Origin of the sequence: Hymenobacter sp. HDW8 (assembly GCF_011305775.1) — a bacterium.
In the GTDB taxonomy this organism is placed as follows: Bacteria; Bacteroidota; Bacteroidia; order Cytophagales; family Hymenobacteraceae; genus Hymenobacter; species Hymenobacter radiodurans.
Window position 1 is genome coordinate 1,372,701 of record NZ_CP049907.1, and the last position, 16,843, is coordinate 1,389,543.

At 55.2% G+C, this 16,843-nt stretch carries 15 protein-coding genes; 8 read left to right on the forward strand and 7 right to left on the reverse strand.

Annotated elements, in window-relative coordinates; all coding sequences use genetic code 11:
• Positions 1 to 119: 119 nt before the first annotated feature.
• Complete coding sequence (locus tag G7064_RS05615) at positions 120 to 1,856, forward strand: phospho-sugar mutase (RefSeq protein WP_166072819.1); 1,737 nt, start codon at positions 120 to 122, stop codon at positions 1,854 to 1,856.
• A gap of 630 nt (positions 1,857 to 2,486) precedes the next feature.
• Here the strand turns inward: G7064_RS05615 and G7064_RS05620 are convergent.
• The 7 genes from G7064_RS05620 to G7064_RS05650 form a co-directional block, all read right to left on the reverse strand.
• Positions 2,487 to 4,169, reverse strand: coding sequence for an ABC1 kinase family protein (locus G7064_RS05620; protein ID WP_166072820.1), 1,683 nt, complete (start codon positions 4,167 to 4,169; stop codon positions 2,487 to 2,489).
• A gap of 188 nt (positions 4,170 to 4,357) precedes the next feature.
• The gene (locus G7064_RS05625) at positions 4,358 to 4,888 is read right to left on the reverse strand and encodes a phasin family protein (RefSeq protein ID WP_166072821.1); all 531 of its coding nucleotides are present in this window, start codon (positions 4,886 to 4,888) and stop codon (positions 4,358 to 4,360) included.
• Between the two features lie 238 nt (positions 4,889 to 5,126).
• On the reverse strand, positions 5,127 to 6,119 hold the full coding sequence (locus tag G7064_RS05630) for an alpha/beta hydrolase (protein WP_166072822.1): 993 nt from the start codon (positions 6,117 to 6,119) through the stop codon (positions 5,127 to 5,129).
• A gap of 121 nt (positions 6,120 to 6,240) precedes the next feature.
• Positions 6,241 to 7,401, reverse strand: coding sequence for a hypothetical protein (locus G7064_RS05635; RefSeq protein WP_240935767.1), 1,161 nt, complete (start codon positions 7,399 to 7,401; stop codon positions 6,241 to 6,243).
• A gap of 90 nt (positions 7,402 to 7,491) precedes the next feature.
• Entirely contained in the window at positions 7,492 to 8,787 is a 1,296-nt protein-coding gene (locus G7064_RS05640) for an aspartyl protease family protein (protein ID WP_166072823.1), read from the reverse strand.
• 69 nt (positions 8,788 to 8,856) lie between these two features.
• On the reverse strand, positions 8,857 to 9,939 hold the full coding sequence (locus tag G7064_RS05645) for an o-succinylbenzoate synthase (protein ID WP_166072824.1): 1,083 nt from the start codon (positions 9,937 to 9,939) through the stop codon (positions 8,857 to 8,859).
• Positions 9,940 to 10,119: 180 nt separating this feature from the next.
• Positions 10,120 to 10,395, reverse strand: a complete 276-nt coding sequence (locus tag G7064_RS05650) for a KGG domain-containing protein (RefSeq protein WP_166072825.1) — start codon at positions 10,393 to 10,395, stop codon at positions 10,120 to 10,122.
• A gap of 391 nt (positions 10,396 to 10,786) precedes the next feature.
• Between G7064_RS05650 and egtB the strand changes: the two genes are divergently transcribed.
• The 7 genes from egtB (at position 10,787) to G7064_RS05680 (ending at position 16,843) form a co-directional block, all read left to right on the forward strand.
• Positions 10,787 to 12,091: an ergothioneine biosynthesis protein EgtB gene (gene egtB, locus G7064_RS05655; RefSeq protein WP_317172830.1), complete on the forward strand. Its 1,305-nt coding sequence runs from the start codon at positions 10,787 to 10,789 to the stop codon at positions 12,089 to 12,091.
• A 92-nt stretch (positions 12,092 to 12,183) separates the two neighbouring features.
• Positions 12,184 to 13,152 carry an L-histidine N(alpha)-methyltransferase gene (egtD, locus tag G7064_RS05660; RefSeq protein ID WP_166072826.1) on the forward strand — a complete coding sequence of 323 codons (969 nt, stop codon included), beginning with the start codon at positions 12,184 to 12,186 and terminating at the stop codon, positions 13,150 to 13,152.
• Positions 13,153 to 13,157: 5 nt separating this feature from the next.
• Positions 13,158 to 14,252 (forward strand): pyridoxal phosphate-dependent aminotransferase, encoded by a 1,095-nt coding sequence (locus G7064_RS05665; RefSeq protein ID WP_166072827.1) that lies wholly within the window; start codon positions 13,158 to 13,160, stop codon positions 14,250 to 14,252.
• A gap of 154 nt (positions 14,253 to 14,406) precedes the next feature.
• Entirely contained in the window at positions 14,407 to 14,832 is a 426-nt protein-coding gene (locus G7064_RS22990) for an MATE family efflux transporter (protein WP_317172831.1), read from the forward strand.
• Positions 14,790 to 15,767, forward strand: coding sequence for an MATE family efflux transporter (locus G7064_RS05670; protein ID WP_317172832.1), 978 nt, complete (start codon positions 14,790 to 14,792; stop codon positions 15,765 to 15,767). The genes G7064_RS22990 and G7064_RS05670 overlap by 43 nt, the downstream gene beginning before the upstream one ends.
• A 113-nt stretch (positions 15,768 to 15,880) precedes the next feature.
• Positions 15,881 to 16,471, forward strand: coding sequence for a DUF922 domain-containing protein (locus tag G7064_RS05675; protein ID WP_166072828.1), 591 nt, complete (start codon positions 15,881 to 15,883; stop codon positions 16,469 to 16,471).
• 21 nt (positions 16,472 to 16,492) lie between these two features.
• The gene (locus tag G7064_RS05680) at positions 16,493 to 16,843 is read left to right on the forward strand and encodes a tRNA-binding protein (protein WP_166072829.1); all 351 of its coding nucleotides are present in this window, start codon (positions 16,493 to 16,495) and stop codon (positions 16,841 to 16,843) included.

The window sequence follows — 16,843 nt, forward strand, 5'->3', positions numbered from 1 at the left end:
AAAAAAGAACGTCATGCTTTGGCTTCGCCTCGGCATGACGTTCTTTTTTGTGATTGCTTTCATCAAACCTCTTTTCTTTACGCTCGTTCTTTAGTCCAATCGCACTTTTTTATAATCCTATGGCCCTCACCTCCGACGTTCAGCAGAAAATAAACACCTGGCTCAAAGGCAACTACGACGCCCAAACCCAAGCCGACATCCAACAGTTGCTCGACAGCAATCAGGAAGAGGCCCTGAATGACGCCTTCTACCGCGACTTGGAGTTTGGAACAGGTGGCTTGCGTGGCGTCATGGGTACGGGCTCCAACCGCATGAATCGCTACACTTTGGGCATGGCTACCCAAGGACTATGCAATTACCTACTGGACTCATTTCCGAGTCAGGAGATAAAGGTGGCCGTAGCCCACGATTCGCGTAATAATAGCTCCGAGTTCGCGCGCATTGCCGCTGGTATTTTCTCTGCGAATGGCATCACAGTTTACTTGTTTGAAGCCCTGCGCCCCACACCGGAGTTGTCGTTTACCATCCGCCACTTGGGTTGCCAAAGCGGCGTGGTTATCACGGCTTCGCACAACCCCAAGGAGTACAACGGCTACAAAGTGTACTGGAACGACGGTGCGCAAGTAGTTGCGCCACACGACACGAACATTATCCGCGAAGTGAATGAGATTCAGAGCGTAGACACGGTAAAGTTCAAAGCCGTTGAGTCGCGCATTCATTTGATTGGAGCGGAACTGGACGAAGCCTATTTGAATGAAGTTCAAAAGCTTAGCATCAACCCCGAAGCCATTAAGCGGCAGCACGATCTAAAAATTGTGTACACGCCCATCCATGGCACCGGCATTACGTTAGTACCAAAAGTATTGGAGCGCTTCGGCTTCACCAATGTCAGCATCGTGGAGGCCCAGGCTACTCCCGATGGCAACTTCCCTACCGTTGTCTCGCCAAACCCCGAGGAAAAAGTTGCCATGCAAATGGCCCTCGACCAAGCCCGCCAACTCGACGCTGACCTGGTCATTGCCACTGACCCCGACGCGGACCGCGTAGGTATTGCCGTGAAAAATACCCAGGGCGAATGGGTGCTGGTAAATGGCAACCAAACGGCCGCACTGCTCACTTTCTACCTACTGTCGGCGCGCAAAAATGCCGGCAAAATGACCGAGCAGGATTTCATCGTCTACACCATCGTAACTAGCGAAGTGCTGGGTGACATTGCCAAGGCGCACGGCGTGAAGTCGTACCAGACGCTGACGGGCTTCAAGTACATCGCCGGTCTCATCCGCGACTTGGAAGGCAAGGAAACATACATCGGTGGTGGCGAGGAAAGCTATGGTTTCATGATTGGCGACTTTGTGCGCGACAAAGACGCCGTGTCGGCCTGCGCCATGATAGCTGAAATGGCCGCCGTAGCTAAAGACAACGGACGCACGCTCTACGAGGAAATGGTGCAGATGTACGCCACCTACGGCCTCTACCGCGAAGACCTGATTTCGCTCACCAAAAAAGGCCAGCGCGGTGCCGAGGAAATTCAGGAGATGATGCGCGACCTACGTGCCCAGGCGCCCCACACCATTGCTGGCTCGCCGGTAGTAGAAATTCGCGATTATCACACAGGCATCGTCCGCGACCTCCGCACCGGCCAGGAAACGCGCACCGGCTTAGAGGCCTCCAACGTGCTCCAGTTCCTGACCGAAGACGGCAGCAAAATCTCCGCCCGTCCTTCCGGCACAGAGCCCAAAATCAAGTTCTATTTCAGCGTAAAACAGCCGCTCGATTCAGTGGATAAGTTTGAGCAAGGTTATGAAGAACTGGGGGGCAAAATTGCTCGCATTATTGAGGATATGAAGTTGAAATAAATAATCAACGTATAATAAAAATGAAGCCCGACAAGATATCTTGTCGGGCTTCATTTTTACTCAATAAGTAAATTCATGCCCTCAGAAAAATATGAGCGCTTATTTCGAACTCCACTTTTGTTTGATAAGTGTCACAAAGCTTTTATCACTTGCTTATGGAGCACTATTCCGATCTTGTGTGTGGCATTAACCTTATTTCCCAGTTCAGAGCCAACTCCATTTATAGTCATCCTGATCATAAATTACTCTCTAATTATTATCGCAATACTTACTCAACAAGAGAGTATTACAATTGACATAGATTCGAAACGTTACCGAATTTCTACGAAAGTATTAGGGATTGTTTTTGGCAGGTGGCAACATTTACCTGTCATAACTCAAATCCTGCTGAATCCTTACAAACATCAGCATATTTTACCTCTTACTAAGCCGTAGCATAGGTGATGCGGCCACCATTAGTCTGCAAGCCCAAGAAGGTGGCTACCGTGTATTATTATCGGTGGCAAATTCTAACGTCGGGATTGTGGCAGCTTGGTGTAGTAAGGAAACAGCTTTAGTCAGAGCACAAGAACTCAGCACACTTTTCAATGTGCAAGTAGTTTATTAATCTTACGAACACACCATGCAATCTTAGTCGCGCGGCTTACGCAGCCCCAGAATAACCAGTACCAACAACAAAAAACCTGTCACGCCCAGACTAAACCACGTTAGCATGGGGATGCCGCGGTGGTAGGTCATTTCGGGCGAATACCTACCCATCAGACTCAGGCCCGAAAACAGGAGAAACGCTATTGCCAACAGAGCGATAATGGTGCGGCTTACAAGTTGGTCGGCTTTGCGCAGTAGCGGCTGATAACCGCCTAATTCTACTTTAACGCGCAAATCTCCACGGGAAATTTTGCGCATGATCTGCCGCACATCCGTGGGCAAGGTGCTTAGCAACGACAGAAGTTGCACGCCCGTGTACTGAGCCTCGCTCATCAGGTTTTCGGGTGAGTACTGCTCCGCAATAATACGGGCGCCGTAAGGCCGCACGAATTCAAACGTATTGAACGACGGGTGCAGCACCTTACCGATTCCTTCCAGAATCACCAGCGCTCGCAGAATCAAGAAAACAGCCCCCGGTACTTGCAGCTTGTAGTCGTAGATGATGACTTGCAGGCGGTCGGCGAGGTCCGACATGCTCATTTCCTTCACATCGAGCACCGTGAAATCCTCGATTAGCTCGTTGAGGTCGGCCTCAAAGCGGCGCATATCCGGAATTTCGGCGTGGAGCGCGAGGCGGCGGAAGTTAAGCGCCATACTGCGCGCATCCTGCCGGGCCATCCCGATAAACACACCAGCAAAAGCGTATTTCTGCTGCTTGGTGAGCTTGCCCACCATCCCAAAGTCGATGAGCACGATGGTGCCATCGGGCCGCACCAGTACGTTACCAGGGTGCGGATCGGCGTGGAAAACGCCAAACTCAAAAATCTGGGTCAGGTAAATATCCATGCCCGTTTCGGCCACCTTGGCGGGGTCGAGGCCCCATTCCAGCAGCTGCGGCTTGTTGGATATTTTGCAGCCACTCACGAACTCTATTACCAGAATTTTGCTGGTAGAGAACTCGCGGTAAGGCTTCGGCACATAAAACGTCTCGTAGTCAGCGTAGAGCTTGCGAAACTGGTCCATGCTCCGGGCCTCGGAGGTGTAGTCCAATTCCTTAGTCATGCTACGCTCGAAGGCATCCACAATATCCTGCGGGTTGCTAAGGCCCTGCTTGCGCAAAAAACCAGCCGTGAGACGCACTAACTCGCGCAGCAAACTCAGGTCGGTGCGCACCTTTTCCTGCACGCCGGGGCGCTGCACTTTTACCACTACTTCCTCGCCCGTGAGCAGGCGGGCTTTATGCACCTGCCCGATGCTGGCCGAGCCCAGTACTACGTCGTTGAATTCACTAAAAACCTCTGAGATGGGCCGCCCCAACTCTTCTTCAATCAGGCGGCGGGCCGTGACAACATCAAAGGGCGGCACGTCGCTTTGCAGCTTCTCAAACTCGTCGATCAGAGCTTCGGGGAGCAAATCGGGGCGGTTGCTCAAGGCTTGGGCAAGTTTGATAAACGTGGGGCCCAATTCTTCAATAATCAAGCGGATACGCTCCCAGCGGTTGGTGTCAAACACCGTTTTCTCCGCGTGCTGCCACGATACCCGGCGTCCTTGGGGCACTAAGCGGCGTAGGGCCGTGCTGGTTACTACATCCTCAAACCCGTAGCGCACCAGCACCTCCATTACCTGCCGGATGCGGCCCAGATTAGAAATCGTGTTTTTGAACATGCGCGAAAAAAGAAGCCCGTGAAGAGGCAGCCTGGCCAGCCTCGACAAGAAAGGTAAGCAAAATGCCCCCCAGCTAGCTAAAAATCAAAACTGCACCGCTTGAAGTGCGATGCGTACGGTGTGCCTACGAAAAAGCCAGCGCCCGCAGTAGCGGCGCTGGCTTTTCACGCAAGGCGCTTATAGCAAAACTATGACGCGTTGGAAGCGCCATTGTTGCCACTATCAGCGGGCTTGGGGGCTTCTTTTTTGGCTGCTGGCTTAGCGGCAGGTTTTGCAGCAGGCTTGGCGGCACCTGCTTTGGCAGCAGCCGATTTTTGGGCAGTGCCAGCGGCGCTGCTCACTTTGTCGGCGGCCTTCTTGGTAGCACCTGCGGCTTTGGCAGTTGTACTTGAAGCTGGCTTGGCGCTGCTCTTGCTGCCGGCAGCAGCACCCGTTGAGGTCTTAGTGCCACGCACACTGCGCTTTAGCTCTTCTACATCGGCGTTGGTAGCTACACCCACACCTTTCATCAGGCGGTTGGCAATACCCGTGAATTGTGCTTCCAACTCCTTCCGCTTCGTATCGGTGTTCTTCTTCAGATCATCCATGATCTTCTGCCCCTCTTTCTCCGACAGCTTGCTTTCCTTTACCAACTTATCGATGGTGCTTTGGAAACGGTCACTGGTCAGCGAAACAAAACCAACGCCGGCATTGATGAATTTTTTAAACAGATCTTCCATGTTGTTGAGTTAGTTAAAAGGAGGTGAAATGAAACGAAAAATGGCGTTACGGATTTGCACGCCGGAAAAAATAGTATGCAAGCCGACTACTTTTGGCAAACCTACGAAAACATAGCTATATAGTTGGTGCTGAGGTAGAAATTTTTCAGATTCCTCGTCACCCCCTCTTCATACAACCGTGTTTTATGGGTTTTTTCACCTATTTCTAATGCCTGGGGGGCTTTTTTTCGTTTCAATTTTACGCTGCTCTTTTACGGGGCCGCGTGGCAGTTGCTATGACTATCGGGCTGCTGGGCTTGAGAGTAGGGAGAGGTAGTATTGTCGGCTGAGCCGCCCATATAGCATTGACAAAGGTGGCTACGCCATCGAGGGCTTCGCGGGCCTCGGGTAGCAAGCGCCAGAACAGGTGCCACCAGTGTACCAACCCTGTAAAGGATTGCAGAGTAACCGCTACGCCAGCTGTGCGGGCTTTGTCGGTAAAGCACAAGACGCTTTCGCACAGCACTTCCGAGTCCGATATCTGAATGAGCAGCGGCGGCAATCCGTGTACCGCGGCGCGGGCCGGCGATACTAACGGGTGCGTGAGAGACGTTTCGCCGGCGTAGTGCGGGCCCCAGCCGCGCATCTCAAGGGCCTCCAACAACTGGGTTTCCTCGCGCGCTACCCGGCGCAGCAGCGCATCAGGCATATCGAGGTCGGTCCAGGGAGAAAGCCCCACGGCCGCAGCAGGCAAAGGCTGCCCTTCTTCGCGTAAGGCAATAAGCAAGGCTAGAGCTAAGCCTCCGCCGGCCGAGTCGCCGGCCACAATAATATTATGGGGGGCAAATCCTTGCTTTAGCAGCCAATGATACGCCAGCAAGGCATCGTCGAGGGCACCGGGGAAAGGATAGTCGGGCGCCTTGCGGTAGTTGATGGCTAAAGCATTGGTATTGCAGCGTTTGGCTAACGTTCCTACCAGGCTGCGGTGCGTATTCAGAGAGCCGAGTACATAGCCGCCCCCATGCAGATAGAGCATTACTCGGCGCGGATCAGCGTTGGCGGGCCGGGCCCACTCGGCACTCATACCGTCAATCGTTGTCTTTTCGAGGTGCACGCCCCACGGCATAAATTGAAACAACGAGCTCACTTCCATAGCTAGCCGCATGGCTCCAAGGCCGGGCCGCTTGCGGGCAAGCGGGCCAGTTGCCGCCGTCAGGAGTTGTTTGAGCAGTAAATGCTGGGTGGAGGGCATTTGTATACTATTGGGTGGGAAGGGAGGCAGGGCGGGTACGGACTGCGAGCAGTAGCGGGGGGCTTTTACACGCAGGAATATTGTTAGCGGCAAGAATTGGGGAATCCTTCCCAATGACTGGTTATGCTTTTTTTCCTATTCGATGCCCCTTATAGCCACGAATAGCAATAGGTATCCATCCTAATACGGGAATGAAGAAAGTGAGGGTGAAGGGGTTGCGCCAAATCATGCGCAGCCAAGAGCCGCGCTTAGTTAGTTTTAGATCTACTCCCTCAGGACCTTTCTCCGCATATTGGCGCTCAAACTCCCGGAAGAGTTCGGGCCATGCAAAGGGCAGAAAGAAAGGAAAGTAGCTCCAGTTGGCTTTCATACGTTGCCAAAGCTCGCTCCAGCAGTAAGGATGCTTGCCGTGGTTGCGCACAGCCGCATCCAGCTCCGTCTGCATTTGTTGGCGCACTTGCTCCGACAAGGCCAGATAATCTTCCCGGGTAAGCTCGCTGGGGGACTTTTCGGTTAGCTCGTAGGGCTTGATGCGCGTGCCCAGCACAAAGGTGAGCTTGGCCGGATACGCGAGGTAAAAAAACCAGGGCTGGAGCAGCACCATGATGATGATGGGCCCCACGGGAATGAAAGGAATCCCTATCTTCTTGGTCCATTTGTTCAGCCAGTCCCAGCTATAAGCGTAGGGGTTCAGGTATTCCCCATTTACGGTATAGTACGGCACAATATCGGTGCGGTGCTCGATGCCTAGCCGGATGATGCTGGTAGCGAGGCGCTGCAGTTGATACTTGCGGTTAAACCCTTTGCCAATGCCCGGCACGCCCTCGGGGTACAGCATCAGGTTGTGGTCGTTGCAGTACATCATCGTCTCAAAATTGAGCGTGGTCGCATCGACACAGCCGCATTTCTTCCAGAAGTTTGGAATCAGATAGGGGTTCATCAGCACCGATTGCGAGAGCATAGGTGCTGAAAGGGGCCGCGGCAGGTCGTACATACCGGGCAGCACGCGCAGCAAGTGCGAGAGGGCTACCATGGCATCCCAGGGAAACGCCATGCCCGAATGATTGCTGGCGAAAAGCAGTGGGCGCTCCGGGTTATTCCGTTGCGGATACTGCTCGAAACCCACCAGCTTGGAGCGGAACCACACCCGATCGAGTAGCTGCAGCAGGTGCTTGTCGACGGCCCGCACGTATTCCTCGTCGAAATAATCGGAGTAGATGTGCTGATTGGCCAAGATGGCAGGCGACGGTAGCGGCAGCGCGGGCGAAGGGGCCGTTGGCATCAGGCGAAAAACAAAGTAGGTGGGCTTCTAATGTAGTGGTTTTACGGACAATTTGTAAGTAAGGCGAACGGCAGTCAGTCGCTCCTATCGTTAAATCTGACGCCTCAGGCGCACGCTGGTTGTGATCAGTTCGCCATTGGCGCGGCGCACGATGAGCAGAAGCTGGCGGCCATCGTCGGAGTGCAGAATCCGGCTGATTTGGGTAAGCGAAAGACCCGCTACGGGCATCAGATTGATGGCCAGAATCTCGTCGGTGGGCTGCAGACCAGCTTCTTCTGCCGGCGAGCCTTTTTCTACCTTCAGAATGATATACTGATGATAATCTGAGCCGGTGGCCAGCAAATCCAGGCCGCTCATATCGTGCTCGAAAGGGTCGCGGTAAAGACTATTGGGGCGCAACCAGAGCCGATTGCGGGTGTAATCAATGATGATATCAAAACGCTTGAGCAGTTCCAAGCCCACGTTGCCGTTACGAAATACCTCGGCCCGATGGCTTACATCGGCTGCATCGGGAAAAGAGGTAACCAACGATTTGACCTTGTATTTACCTAGCTGCAACGATGTTACCCGTCCCAGGTACCCATTAATGAGCCCATTGAGTCCCCGGCCCAGCTGCGACCGTATCCGCCGCGGCGGCAGAGTCAGGCGCGGGTCGGAGGTGGTTTCGAGCGACAACGCGTGCCCTGCCCCGGTATCGAGCACCAGCTTGAGCGGCAGCTGCAGCGAATCGTGCACCACGGCCTCAGTACGTAAGTAGGCTTTACTACCTTCCATATCGATGCCCATAGAAGTCCAGCGCCTTCCCTTGGGCGCCCGAAACGACGCGGGATTAATCAACACTACCCGGGACTCGACCGGATGAATGCGCACAACAAAGCTGCGAAACACATCATAGCCCAGAATGCCATGGATGGGCATACCCACGTAGCCCGACAGGTTGAGCACATCACTGGAAAGAATCAGGAACGTGAGGGCTGGCGCTTCCACCCTGCCATCGGCTAAACTAACGTGCACACTATCGGTCTGGAAGGCTTCTAGGGCCTGATCCTCGCCGGCACCCGCTACGCGGAAGCGCTGCCCCAGCCGTAGCCCCAACTGTGTGCGCAGCGTTGGGTCGGTGAGAATGGACGTACTCACGCCGGTATCCAGCAGAAAGTTGAAAGGGCCCTGCCCGTTAAGCGAAGCGCTGATAATAATCAGGTTGCGCTGCAATTCAACGGGCACCGCAAGGCTGCGCGTTTTGGCACTCTTAAAACTGAATGCTGCGGTTGCGGATTGGGTTGACTGGCCAGCAGCTGTTAAGCTTAGCAGCAACCCCAAAAAAGCCCCCCAGCCCCGCAGGGTTCTTCCGAAAAGCAGCACAGTAACGAGCCAAGAGGCAATCATGCAGGGAGGGTGGTGGGTTGGGTAAGTTACTGAAAAAACCGCCTTAGCACCACTTATCAACCACGTATATCAGCACGGAATTTCCCAATCTCCCGCGGGGTCATAGTGCAGGTGGCCGGATGCTATTTGGAGTGGTGCCATCACGTTGTTATGATAAAGTTGGCCCGTGCCCAGGCCTTGGGGAAAATCGGACCGGGCGTACTCGCCCGCCAGCTGGCTCACGGCATTCAGCCCTACATTCGATTCCAAGGCCGAAGTCAGCCACCAGGCGGCATTGTTCGCTTCCGCCACGCGCAGCCACTGCCGGGTGGCGTGCAGTCCGCCTACCAGCGTAGGCTTGAGTATAATGTAGGCTGGCTGAATGTGGGCCAGCAGCGCCTGTTGTTGCTCAGGCTGCGTCACGCCAATCAGTTCTTCATCCAACGCAATAGGGATAGGCGACTGCCGACACAGATCCGCCATGAGAGCGGGCTGCCCGGCCGCAATGGGCTGCTCGATGGAATGCAGATCGAAGCGGGCCAGCTGCTCCAGCTTGCTCAAAGCCTCATGGGGGGCAAATGCGCCGTTGGCATCCACGCGCAGCGAGAGCTGCTCGGGGCCAGCTACGGCCCTGATTTCAGCCAGTAGCTGCAATTCGGTGGCAAAATCAATTCCCCCGATTTTCATCTTTAAACAGGAATAGCCATCGGCTAGCTTCTTCTGAATCTGGGTTTGCATAAAGGCCGCCTCGCCCATCCAGACGAGGCCGTTGATAGGAATGCCCGCCTCGCCCCGGCTGAATGCATTATCGAAAAGCTGACGTCGGCCACCGAGCTGCCAGTCCAGCAAGGCTGTTTCAAGCGCAAATCGGAGCGCGGGCCAAGTAGGCTCTACAAGCTCATCAACTAAGTAGATGGATGCATTGGGGGGCAAATCGGTGAGCTGGCGGCGGTTAAAATCGGCGCATAGCATAGCTACTCTAGGCTCGAAAGAAGGCCCGAAATCGGGGCTCAGGCCAGCCAATGGCGCTGCTTCTCCCAGCCCTAGATGTTCCGGCTGCGCTGTATCGCGCAATACTAAATAATAGGCTACATGCTCGGTAATCGCCCCACGCGAGGTACGGGCCGGAAAGTTGAAGCGCAAAGCGCGCTGGCAATACGTAAGGTGAAGCATTGGGCGGGGCAGATGCTGGCTATCGGCGAAATCGTATACACTTCAGAACCGGCTGTTCGGGATTTCAACCGTCTGACAAGTAACGAACAAAAAAACCAGCCTTTGCGCTGTGCGCAAAGGCTGGTTTACAAAGTCGGCGGCACCGCTACGGGAGAAGTGCCGTCGTTACATCAATGGAAACTATCGGGTAGCACCGCCCTGGTTGCTCCGTCCGCGGCTCGCCTGACCCCCCTTACGGCCGGCGGCGCGGGCTTCCTCTGATGTAAACCGGTGGCCGCGACCACTCTCGTGCGAGGCTTTACCACCTTCGCTGGCAATGCGACGCTGCTCAGCTGGATCCATAGCGGCGAAGCCACGCAGGCTTTTGCCCGTAGAAGTTGTTTGCTTAGCCGCGCCACTACGGCTTGACGACTGAGTTGCGGCATTGCCGCGCTGGTTTTGCTGGTTCGAGATCATAGCGTTTGGGGTTTGGGAGAAGTATCTATGGTATTTTGATTGCGTCCCAAAGAAGGAAAACAGGTGCTGAACCACTCCTTAGTTGAACGGAATAGCGATAGTAAGGATAACGATTTGGAACCCAAAAACCGCATTTCCAGCCCAAAATACCGCTTTCTACCGACGTTTGCTCCGTAGTTGAGCTTGCCGTAAACGCGATAAATACCCGCTGCTACTGTTGTGCTACGTACTAGCCGCGACGTCTACCAAACGAGGTCTTCGCTAAGCATTTGTACTCGGTATTTGCCGTAGTCTCGGGGCTGATTAATTAAACTCGAAGCCCTATAGAACAAAACCCGTCGTCGTTTTTTGAGTTAAGGTTAATAAGTAATTAACCCCCATTCCTGTGACTATGTCTTCCTCCGTATTTGCCCCCCAAACCGTTGCCGAGCCCATGTTGGCCCAACTCCCCGCTCGCTACCACGCCGTGCGGCAGCAAACGGAGGACATCTGTCGGCCCTTGCTGCCGGAGGATACTGTGGTGCAGCCTATGCTCGATGTGAGTCCGCCGAAGTGGCACTTAGCGCATACTACCTGGTTTTTCGAAACCTTCCTGCTGCGCGAATACCTAGCTGGCTACCAGGTATTTCATCCTGATTATGCCTACCTGTTCAACTCCTACTATAACTCGCTGGGCAGTCGCGTAAACCGCGCCGACCGCGGCACTATCTCCCGCCCTGCCCTCGCCGATGTGTACGCCTACCGCGCGCACGTAGATGAGCATATGGGCCGCTTGCTTACCAGGCTTGCCGCTAACGATTTGCCCCCCAGCTTCGCCGAAATCTTTGAGTTGGGCCTTCAGCATGAACAGCAGCACCAGGAGTTGCTCGTCACGGATATCAAGTACATTTTGAGCACGAGTCCGTTGGCGCCGGCTTATAAGTCGGCTCCGAAAGCAGCGCCCACGCCCGAGCCTACCCCCGCCACTTGGCTGCCGGTGGCGGGCGGCGTCTATCGGATTGGCTTTGAGGAAGAGGGCTTCTGCTTTGACAACGAAAAAGCCCCCCACGATACCTATGTAGCCGATTTCGCGCTACAAAACCGCTTGGTGACCAACGGCGAGTACCGTCAGTTTATGGAAGCGGGCGGCTACCGCGACTTCCGCTACTGGCTGGGCGAAGGCTGGGAACTGGCCGAGCAGGCTGGCTGGGAAGCGCCTTTGTATTGGGTGCAGAAAGATGGCGTGTGGCACCGCTTTACCCACCACGGCCTGCAACCCGTCGATTGGGCCGCGCCGGTCACGCACATAAGCTTCTACGAGGCCGATGCGTACGCCCACTGGGCCGGTTATCGGTTGCCTACGGAGCAGGAATGGGAAATAGCGGCCCGCCAGTTTCAGCCCCAGATTGCGGCCGGCAACTTCCTGGAAAGCAACCTATTTGATCCTCAACCCCTCCCCGCCGATGCGGATCCCGAGCAATGTCATCAGCTTTTGGGCGATGTGTGGGAATGGACGTACTCGGCCTACCACCCTTACCCCGGCTATGAGCGCGCGGCTGGCGCTTTGGGCGAGTACAATGGCAAGTTTATGCTGAATCAGCTGGTGCTGCGCGGCGGCTCCTGCGCTACCTCCGCGAGCCATATTCGCCTCACCTACCGCAATTTCTTTCACGCGGATAAGCGCTGGCAATTCACCGGTATCCGCTTGGCACGCTAAGCTTTAGCTGCCATTTCTGGTCTAATCAGGCATCTTATACTAGCTGCGGAGCAAGGCCAGTAATTCCCCTATTTCATCCGTAACTGCTCCCCATGCCTCGCCTTGCCACTGCCAACACCGAATTAGCCAGCCATGTAGCTGCGGGTTTGCAAAAAACACCTAAAACGCTTTCCTCCAAGTATTTCTATGATGACGCGGGCAGCGAGCTGTTTCAGCAGATTATGGCGCTGCCGGAGTACTACCCCACGCGCACGGAGTTCGGATTGCTAACTACCCACCGCGCCGCCATTACCGCCGCCCTGCGTCCAGCTTCTGATGAGCCGTTTTACCTCATAGAGCTTGGCGCCGGTGATGGATTGAAAACCAAGATATTACTGCGTGAATTATTGGAGTTGGGGGCCAATTTCAGCTATGTGCCCGTTGATATATCTTCGGGAGCCTTAGATGGACTGGCAGCTAGTCTGAGCACTGAATTGCCCACCTTGCGGGTGGAGCCAGTAGTGGCCGAGTATACGGCGGCGCTCACGTTGATGGCCGCTCGGCCCGGCCGGAAAGCGGTGCTGTTTCTGGGGTCCAACATCGGCAACTTCTCCCCTTCCGACCGCCGCGAATTTCTACGCGCCCTCACGCAGCCGCTCTCCCCCGACGACCGCCTGCTCATTGGCTTCGACCTGCAAAAAGCCCCCCGCCTTATCCGCGCCGCTTACGATGATACCCAGGGCGTAACGGCGGCCTTCAACCTTAACCTACTTACCCGGCTGAACCGGGAGTTGGGGGGCAATTTTGACCTGGCTCACTGGCAGCACTACACCGATTACGACCCAATTGCGGGCGTTGTACGCTCCTTTTTAGTGAGCACCCGCGCCCAGCAAGTACACCTGGAGGCACTGGCCCAAACCGTTGATTTCGCTGCTTGGGAAATTATTCATACCGAAAATTCCTACAAATTTACCCGGCCTCTCATCAGTCAGTTAGCGACGGAAGCGGGGCTGGAAGTGCAGAATTTTTTCACCGATGAGCAGGCCTATTTTGTTGATGTAGTCCTAGCTCCGCAAGCGTAAAAGCAGTGGCTGATTCGCTACCCGATTCCTTCGTGACAACGCCCCCGGCTGCGGCTGATTCCCCCGCTGTTATCAGTCTGGCTTCGGGCTACGGCAATTTTGGTACGCCAACTGTTGCCGCTGAGCGGGCCATCGCTAGTATTCATGCTGACCAGCTTACACCGGGGCCGGTGGAAGGCTTGCTGGCGCTACGGGAGGCAATAGCAACAAATTATCATCACCAAAAAGCCCCCCAGATTACGCCCGCCCATATCATGGTTACGCCCGGAGTAAAGGCGGCGCTGTTTTCTTTGCTAAAAGCCATTCTGCGCCCCGGCGACGAGGTACTGGTGCCTACTCCCAATTGGTTTGGCTTTGGTGAATTGATCACCCGGGCCGGTGGGACCATGCGCTCCCTCCCCCTAGACTCAGCCGATGGGTATGACCTACGGCCGGAGATATTGGAAGCCGCACTTACACCGCGCACGCGGGTTTTCCTCTTTTCGAATCCGAATAACCCGACTGGCCGAATCTATCGCCACGATGAGGTGGAGGCCCTGCTAACCGTCACGCGCCACTACCCAGAGCTGTTTGTTCTTTCCGATGAGATATATAATCTCATCAACTTCAGTTCGGCGCCGGTGCCTACTCTGCTGGCATTTCCCGATCCACATGGGCAGTATTTAGTCGTAAACGGCTTCTCCAAATCGTTGGCACTGATTGGGTGGGGCGTGGGATATTTGGTGGCGCCGCCAGCGGTGGTTCGGGCGGCGGCTGGGGGGCAATTTGCTACCGGCGCGCCCGTTCCCGTGCCGAATCAGCACGCGGCCCTGGCGGCAACGGAGCATAGCGCGACAATTGCCCAGGAGTTGCTCACACAGCTAGCCCCCACCCGCTCTTTGCTCCTAGCTGCCTTGTCGGCGCTGCCCGGTGTGGCCTATGTGGAGCCGGAAGGTACGTACTACGTTTTCGCTGATTTGCGGCCGTTTTTGCCCCCGCGCGCTCAGCAACGGAGTCTTCGGCGGCATTGGTCGCGCAGTTGCGGGCCGGGGGGTAGATGTGGTGGATGGCGCAAGTTGTGGAGCGCCGGGCTTTGCGCGCATTTCTTATGCTGTGCCTGAGCTGGCGTTGCGGGAGGCCCTGCGGCGTTTGCAAGCCGTTCTCCTAGGGCAAGCAAGCCGGATGAGCTAACGGCCAGGAGCGTTTTACTCTGGTAGGTCTGGCCCATAGCCCGAATTAGGGGCGTACCTTTGCGGCTCTTTTTACCGTTGCCTCATGCCGCTCACCGCTGTTCGTCCGCATATCAAACCTATGTTGTTACTGGCTTACCCAGTAATACTTAGCCAATTAGGCCACGTACTGGTAAACGTAGTCGACAGCGTGGTAGTAGGGCAGACCGGAAAAGTTGCGTTGGCCGCCGTGTCGCTGAGCGTAAGCGTGAGCACGGTGGTAATGGTGCTGGGACTGGGTTTATCGATGGGCATTACGCCTTTAGTTGCGGCCGCCGATGGCAAGCGCGATATGCCTTTGTTGGGCCGGCTGCTAGTAAATGGAGTACTACTTAGCACCCTGGCTGGCGTGGGGCTGGCGGGTTTGGGGCTTGTAATTGCCCCCAGCTTCGATACCTCAATCAGCCAGCGGAGGTGGTGGCCTTGGCTATGCCGTGGGTCCGCCTCATCTTCCTATCCTTCCTGCCCCTGATGATTTTTCAGGGTTTCAAACAGTTTGCCGAAGGCTTAGGGCTCACACGTCAGGCGATGTATCTGTCAGTAGGAGCCAATTTGCTGAATGCTCTGCTGTGCTACATGTTCGTATTCGGCAACCTTGGCGCCCCGCAGATGGGCATGATTGGAGCCGCCTGGGCCACGCTCATTTCCCGTGTTCTGATGGCCATCCTGATGGCTACGTATGTATTGCGTGCCGCCCGCCTACGGCCCTACCGCGAAGCAGCGGCTAGCGGGCTGGGCCTCCACGGCCCCACACTGCGGCGTCTGCTGGGTTTGGGCTCCCCTATTGGCGTGCAGATGATGTTTGAGATGGGCGCGTTCAGCTTTTCGGCCGTCATGATTGGCTGGTTGGGCACTACCAGTCTGGCCGCGCATCAAATTGCCATTAATGTGGCTTCGGCTACCTATATGGCGGCCAGCGGCATTGCAGCGGCGGCTACCATTCGGGTGGGTAATATGCGCGGCCTTGGCGATGCGGAGGGAGCACGCCAGGCAGGCTTTACGGCTTACGGCCTCACCTTTCTGTTTATGGGTGCGATGGGCTTGATTTTGATTCTGGCCCGTGAGTTTATTCCCTATTTCTACAACAACGATGCAGCCGTGGTGGCGCAAGCGGCTACGCTATTGCTCATCGCAGCGCTGTTTCAGATATCCGACGGCTTACAGGTTGTGGGGTTGGGAGCATTGCGAGGGCTGGAAGATGTCAAAATCCCCTCTGTAGTGGCGTTGTTGGCTTATTGGGCGGTAGCCTTACCATTAGGTTACTGCCTTGGCTTCAAACTGAATATGGGCGCTGTTGGCATCTGGATAGGTTTGCTCACGGGCCTTACGCTGGTGGCTGGCCTTCTGCTCTGGCGCTTCCGTCGGCTAAGCGTGGTGCCAATGCCAGCGGCGGTGGCGGTGCATTAAATTGAGGCTGGCATTATTTTTTAGCATGGACGGTTGCACTCAACCGTTAGGTAGCTGCGTTCATACTCCAGAATCGCCATTCACTTCTAAAAAAGCCCCCCAGCCCCTTTCCTATGTTGCACGGCTTGCCGCTTTCCTTTATTTCCTTTTTGCTTCCTTTTCTACCGGTTGTTAGTCCACCTCAGAGAGCGCCTACTGCTCCAGCAGATGTGCCTGGCACCATTGTTTGGGCGGCAAACCGGCCGCTTACCTGGGCCGATTTTAAGAGCAAGCCCACTCCAGCCGATAGGCTGGCAGCTCTTACCTCAGCCACTATTGACGTAAAAGCTGGCTGCGTCGATTTCAAGTTCACGTCTTCGGTGCAAGCCGTATTTGTGCCTACCGAATCGTGGGTACGCGATTCGGCTACGGCCACACCCAACTTACTGCGTCACGAGCAGATTCACTTCAACATCACGGAATTGCATGCGCGGCGCATGCGCCAGAAAATAGCGCTGCTGAAGTTGGACTGCAAACGTCTGCAACCCGCTTTTAAGAATGCGACCAACGCTATTTTCACGGAGTGGCAAAAAGAGGAAGCGCGTTATGACCAGGAAACCAACCACGGTCTGAACCTTGACCGCCAGAAAACCTGGGAGATTCAGGTAAAGCAGCGAATGGCTTTGCTGGAGCAATATGCTTCGAAGCCCACCACCGGGAAATAGCCTTTTTGCTACTTTGCGACCATGGAAACATCAGTAGTCCCCCTTACTTGGTCGGAGTTTGAGCGCGTGGATTTGCGCGTTGGTACCGTGTTGGAAGCCCGTACTTTTCCCGAAGCGCGCAAGCCCGCTTATCAACTATTGATAGACCTAGGCCCGGAGATTGGCACTAAACGCTCCAGCGCGCAGATTACCCGTCACTATCAACCCGAGGATTTAGTGGGCCGGCAGGTGTTGTGCGTGGTTAATTTTCCGGTGAAGAAAATTGGCCCCTTCCGCTCGGAAGTGTTGGTAACCGGTGCCGCCGACGAAAACGGTGATATTGTGTTGGCGGCTCTTGCCGGCGCAGTACCCAATGGCAGCCGATTAATTTGA

What these genes read in the sequence shown, in the direction of transcription:
- G7064_RS05615 (WP_166072819.1), top strand. Translation starts at nt 120, where the DNA reads ATGGCCCTCACCTCCGACGTTCAGCAGAAAATAAACACCTGGCTCAAA.
- egtB (WP_317172830.1), top strand. Translation starts at nt 10,787, where the DNA reads ATGTCTTCCTCCGTATTTGCCCCCCAAACCGTTGCCGAGCCCATGTTG.
- G7064_RS05630 (WP_166072822.1), bottom strand. Translation starts at nt 6,119, where the DNA reads ATGCCCTCCACCCAGCATTTACTGCTCAAACAACTCCTGACGGCGGCA.
- egtD (WP_166072826.1), top strand. Translation starts at nt 12,184, where the DNA reads ATGCCTCGCCTTGCCACTGCCAACACCGAATTAGCCAGCCATGTAGCT.
- G7064_RS05620 (WP_166072820.1), bottom strand. Translation starts at nt 4,169, where the DNA reads ATGTTCAAAAACACGATTTCTAATCTGGGCCGCATCCGGCAGGTAATG.
- G7064_RS05635 (WP_240935767.1), bottom strand. Translation starts at nt 7,401, where the DNA reads ATGCCAACGGCCCCTTCGCCCGCGCTGCCGCTACCGTCGCCTGCCATC.
- G7064_RS05640 (WP_166072823.1), bottom strand. Translation starts at nt 8,787, where the DNA reads ATGATTGCCTCTTGGCTCGTTACTGTGCTGCTTTTCGGAAGAACCCTG.
- G7064_RS22990 (WP_317172831.1), top strand. Translation starts at nt 14,407, where the DNA reads ATGCCGCTCACCGCTGTTCGTCCGCATATCAAACCTATGTTGTTACTG.
- G7064_RS05680 (WP_166072829.1), top strand. Translation starts at nt 16,493, where the DNA reads ATGGAAACATCAGTAGTCCCCCTTACTTGGTCGGAGTTTGAGCGCGTG.
- G7064_RS05625 (WP_166072821.1), bottom strand. Translation starts at nt 4,888, where the DNA reads ATGGAAGATCTGTTTAAAAAATTCATCAATGCCGGCGTTGGTTTTGTT.
- G7064_RS05675 (WP_166072828.1), top strand. Translation starts at nt 15,881, where the DNA reads ATGTTGCACGGCTTGCCGCTTTCCTTTATTTCCTTTTTGCTTCCTTTT.
- G7064_RS05670 (WP_317172832.1), top strand. Translation starts at nt 14,790, where the DNA reads ATGCCGTGGGTCCGCCTCATCTTCCTATCCTTCCTGCCCCTGATGATT.
- G7064_RS05650 (WP_166072825.1), bottom strand. Translation starts at nt 10,395, where the DNA reads ATGATCTCGAACCAGCAAAACCAGCGCGGCAATGCCGCAACTCAGTCG.
- G7064_RS05645 (WP_166072824.1), bottom strand. Translation starts at nt 9,939, where the DNA reads ATGCTTCACCTTACGTATTGCCAGCGCGCTTTGCGCTTCAACTTTCCG.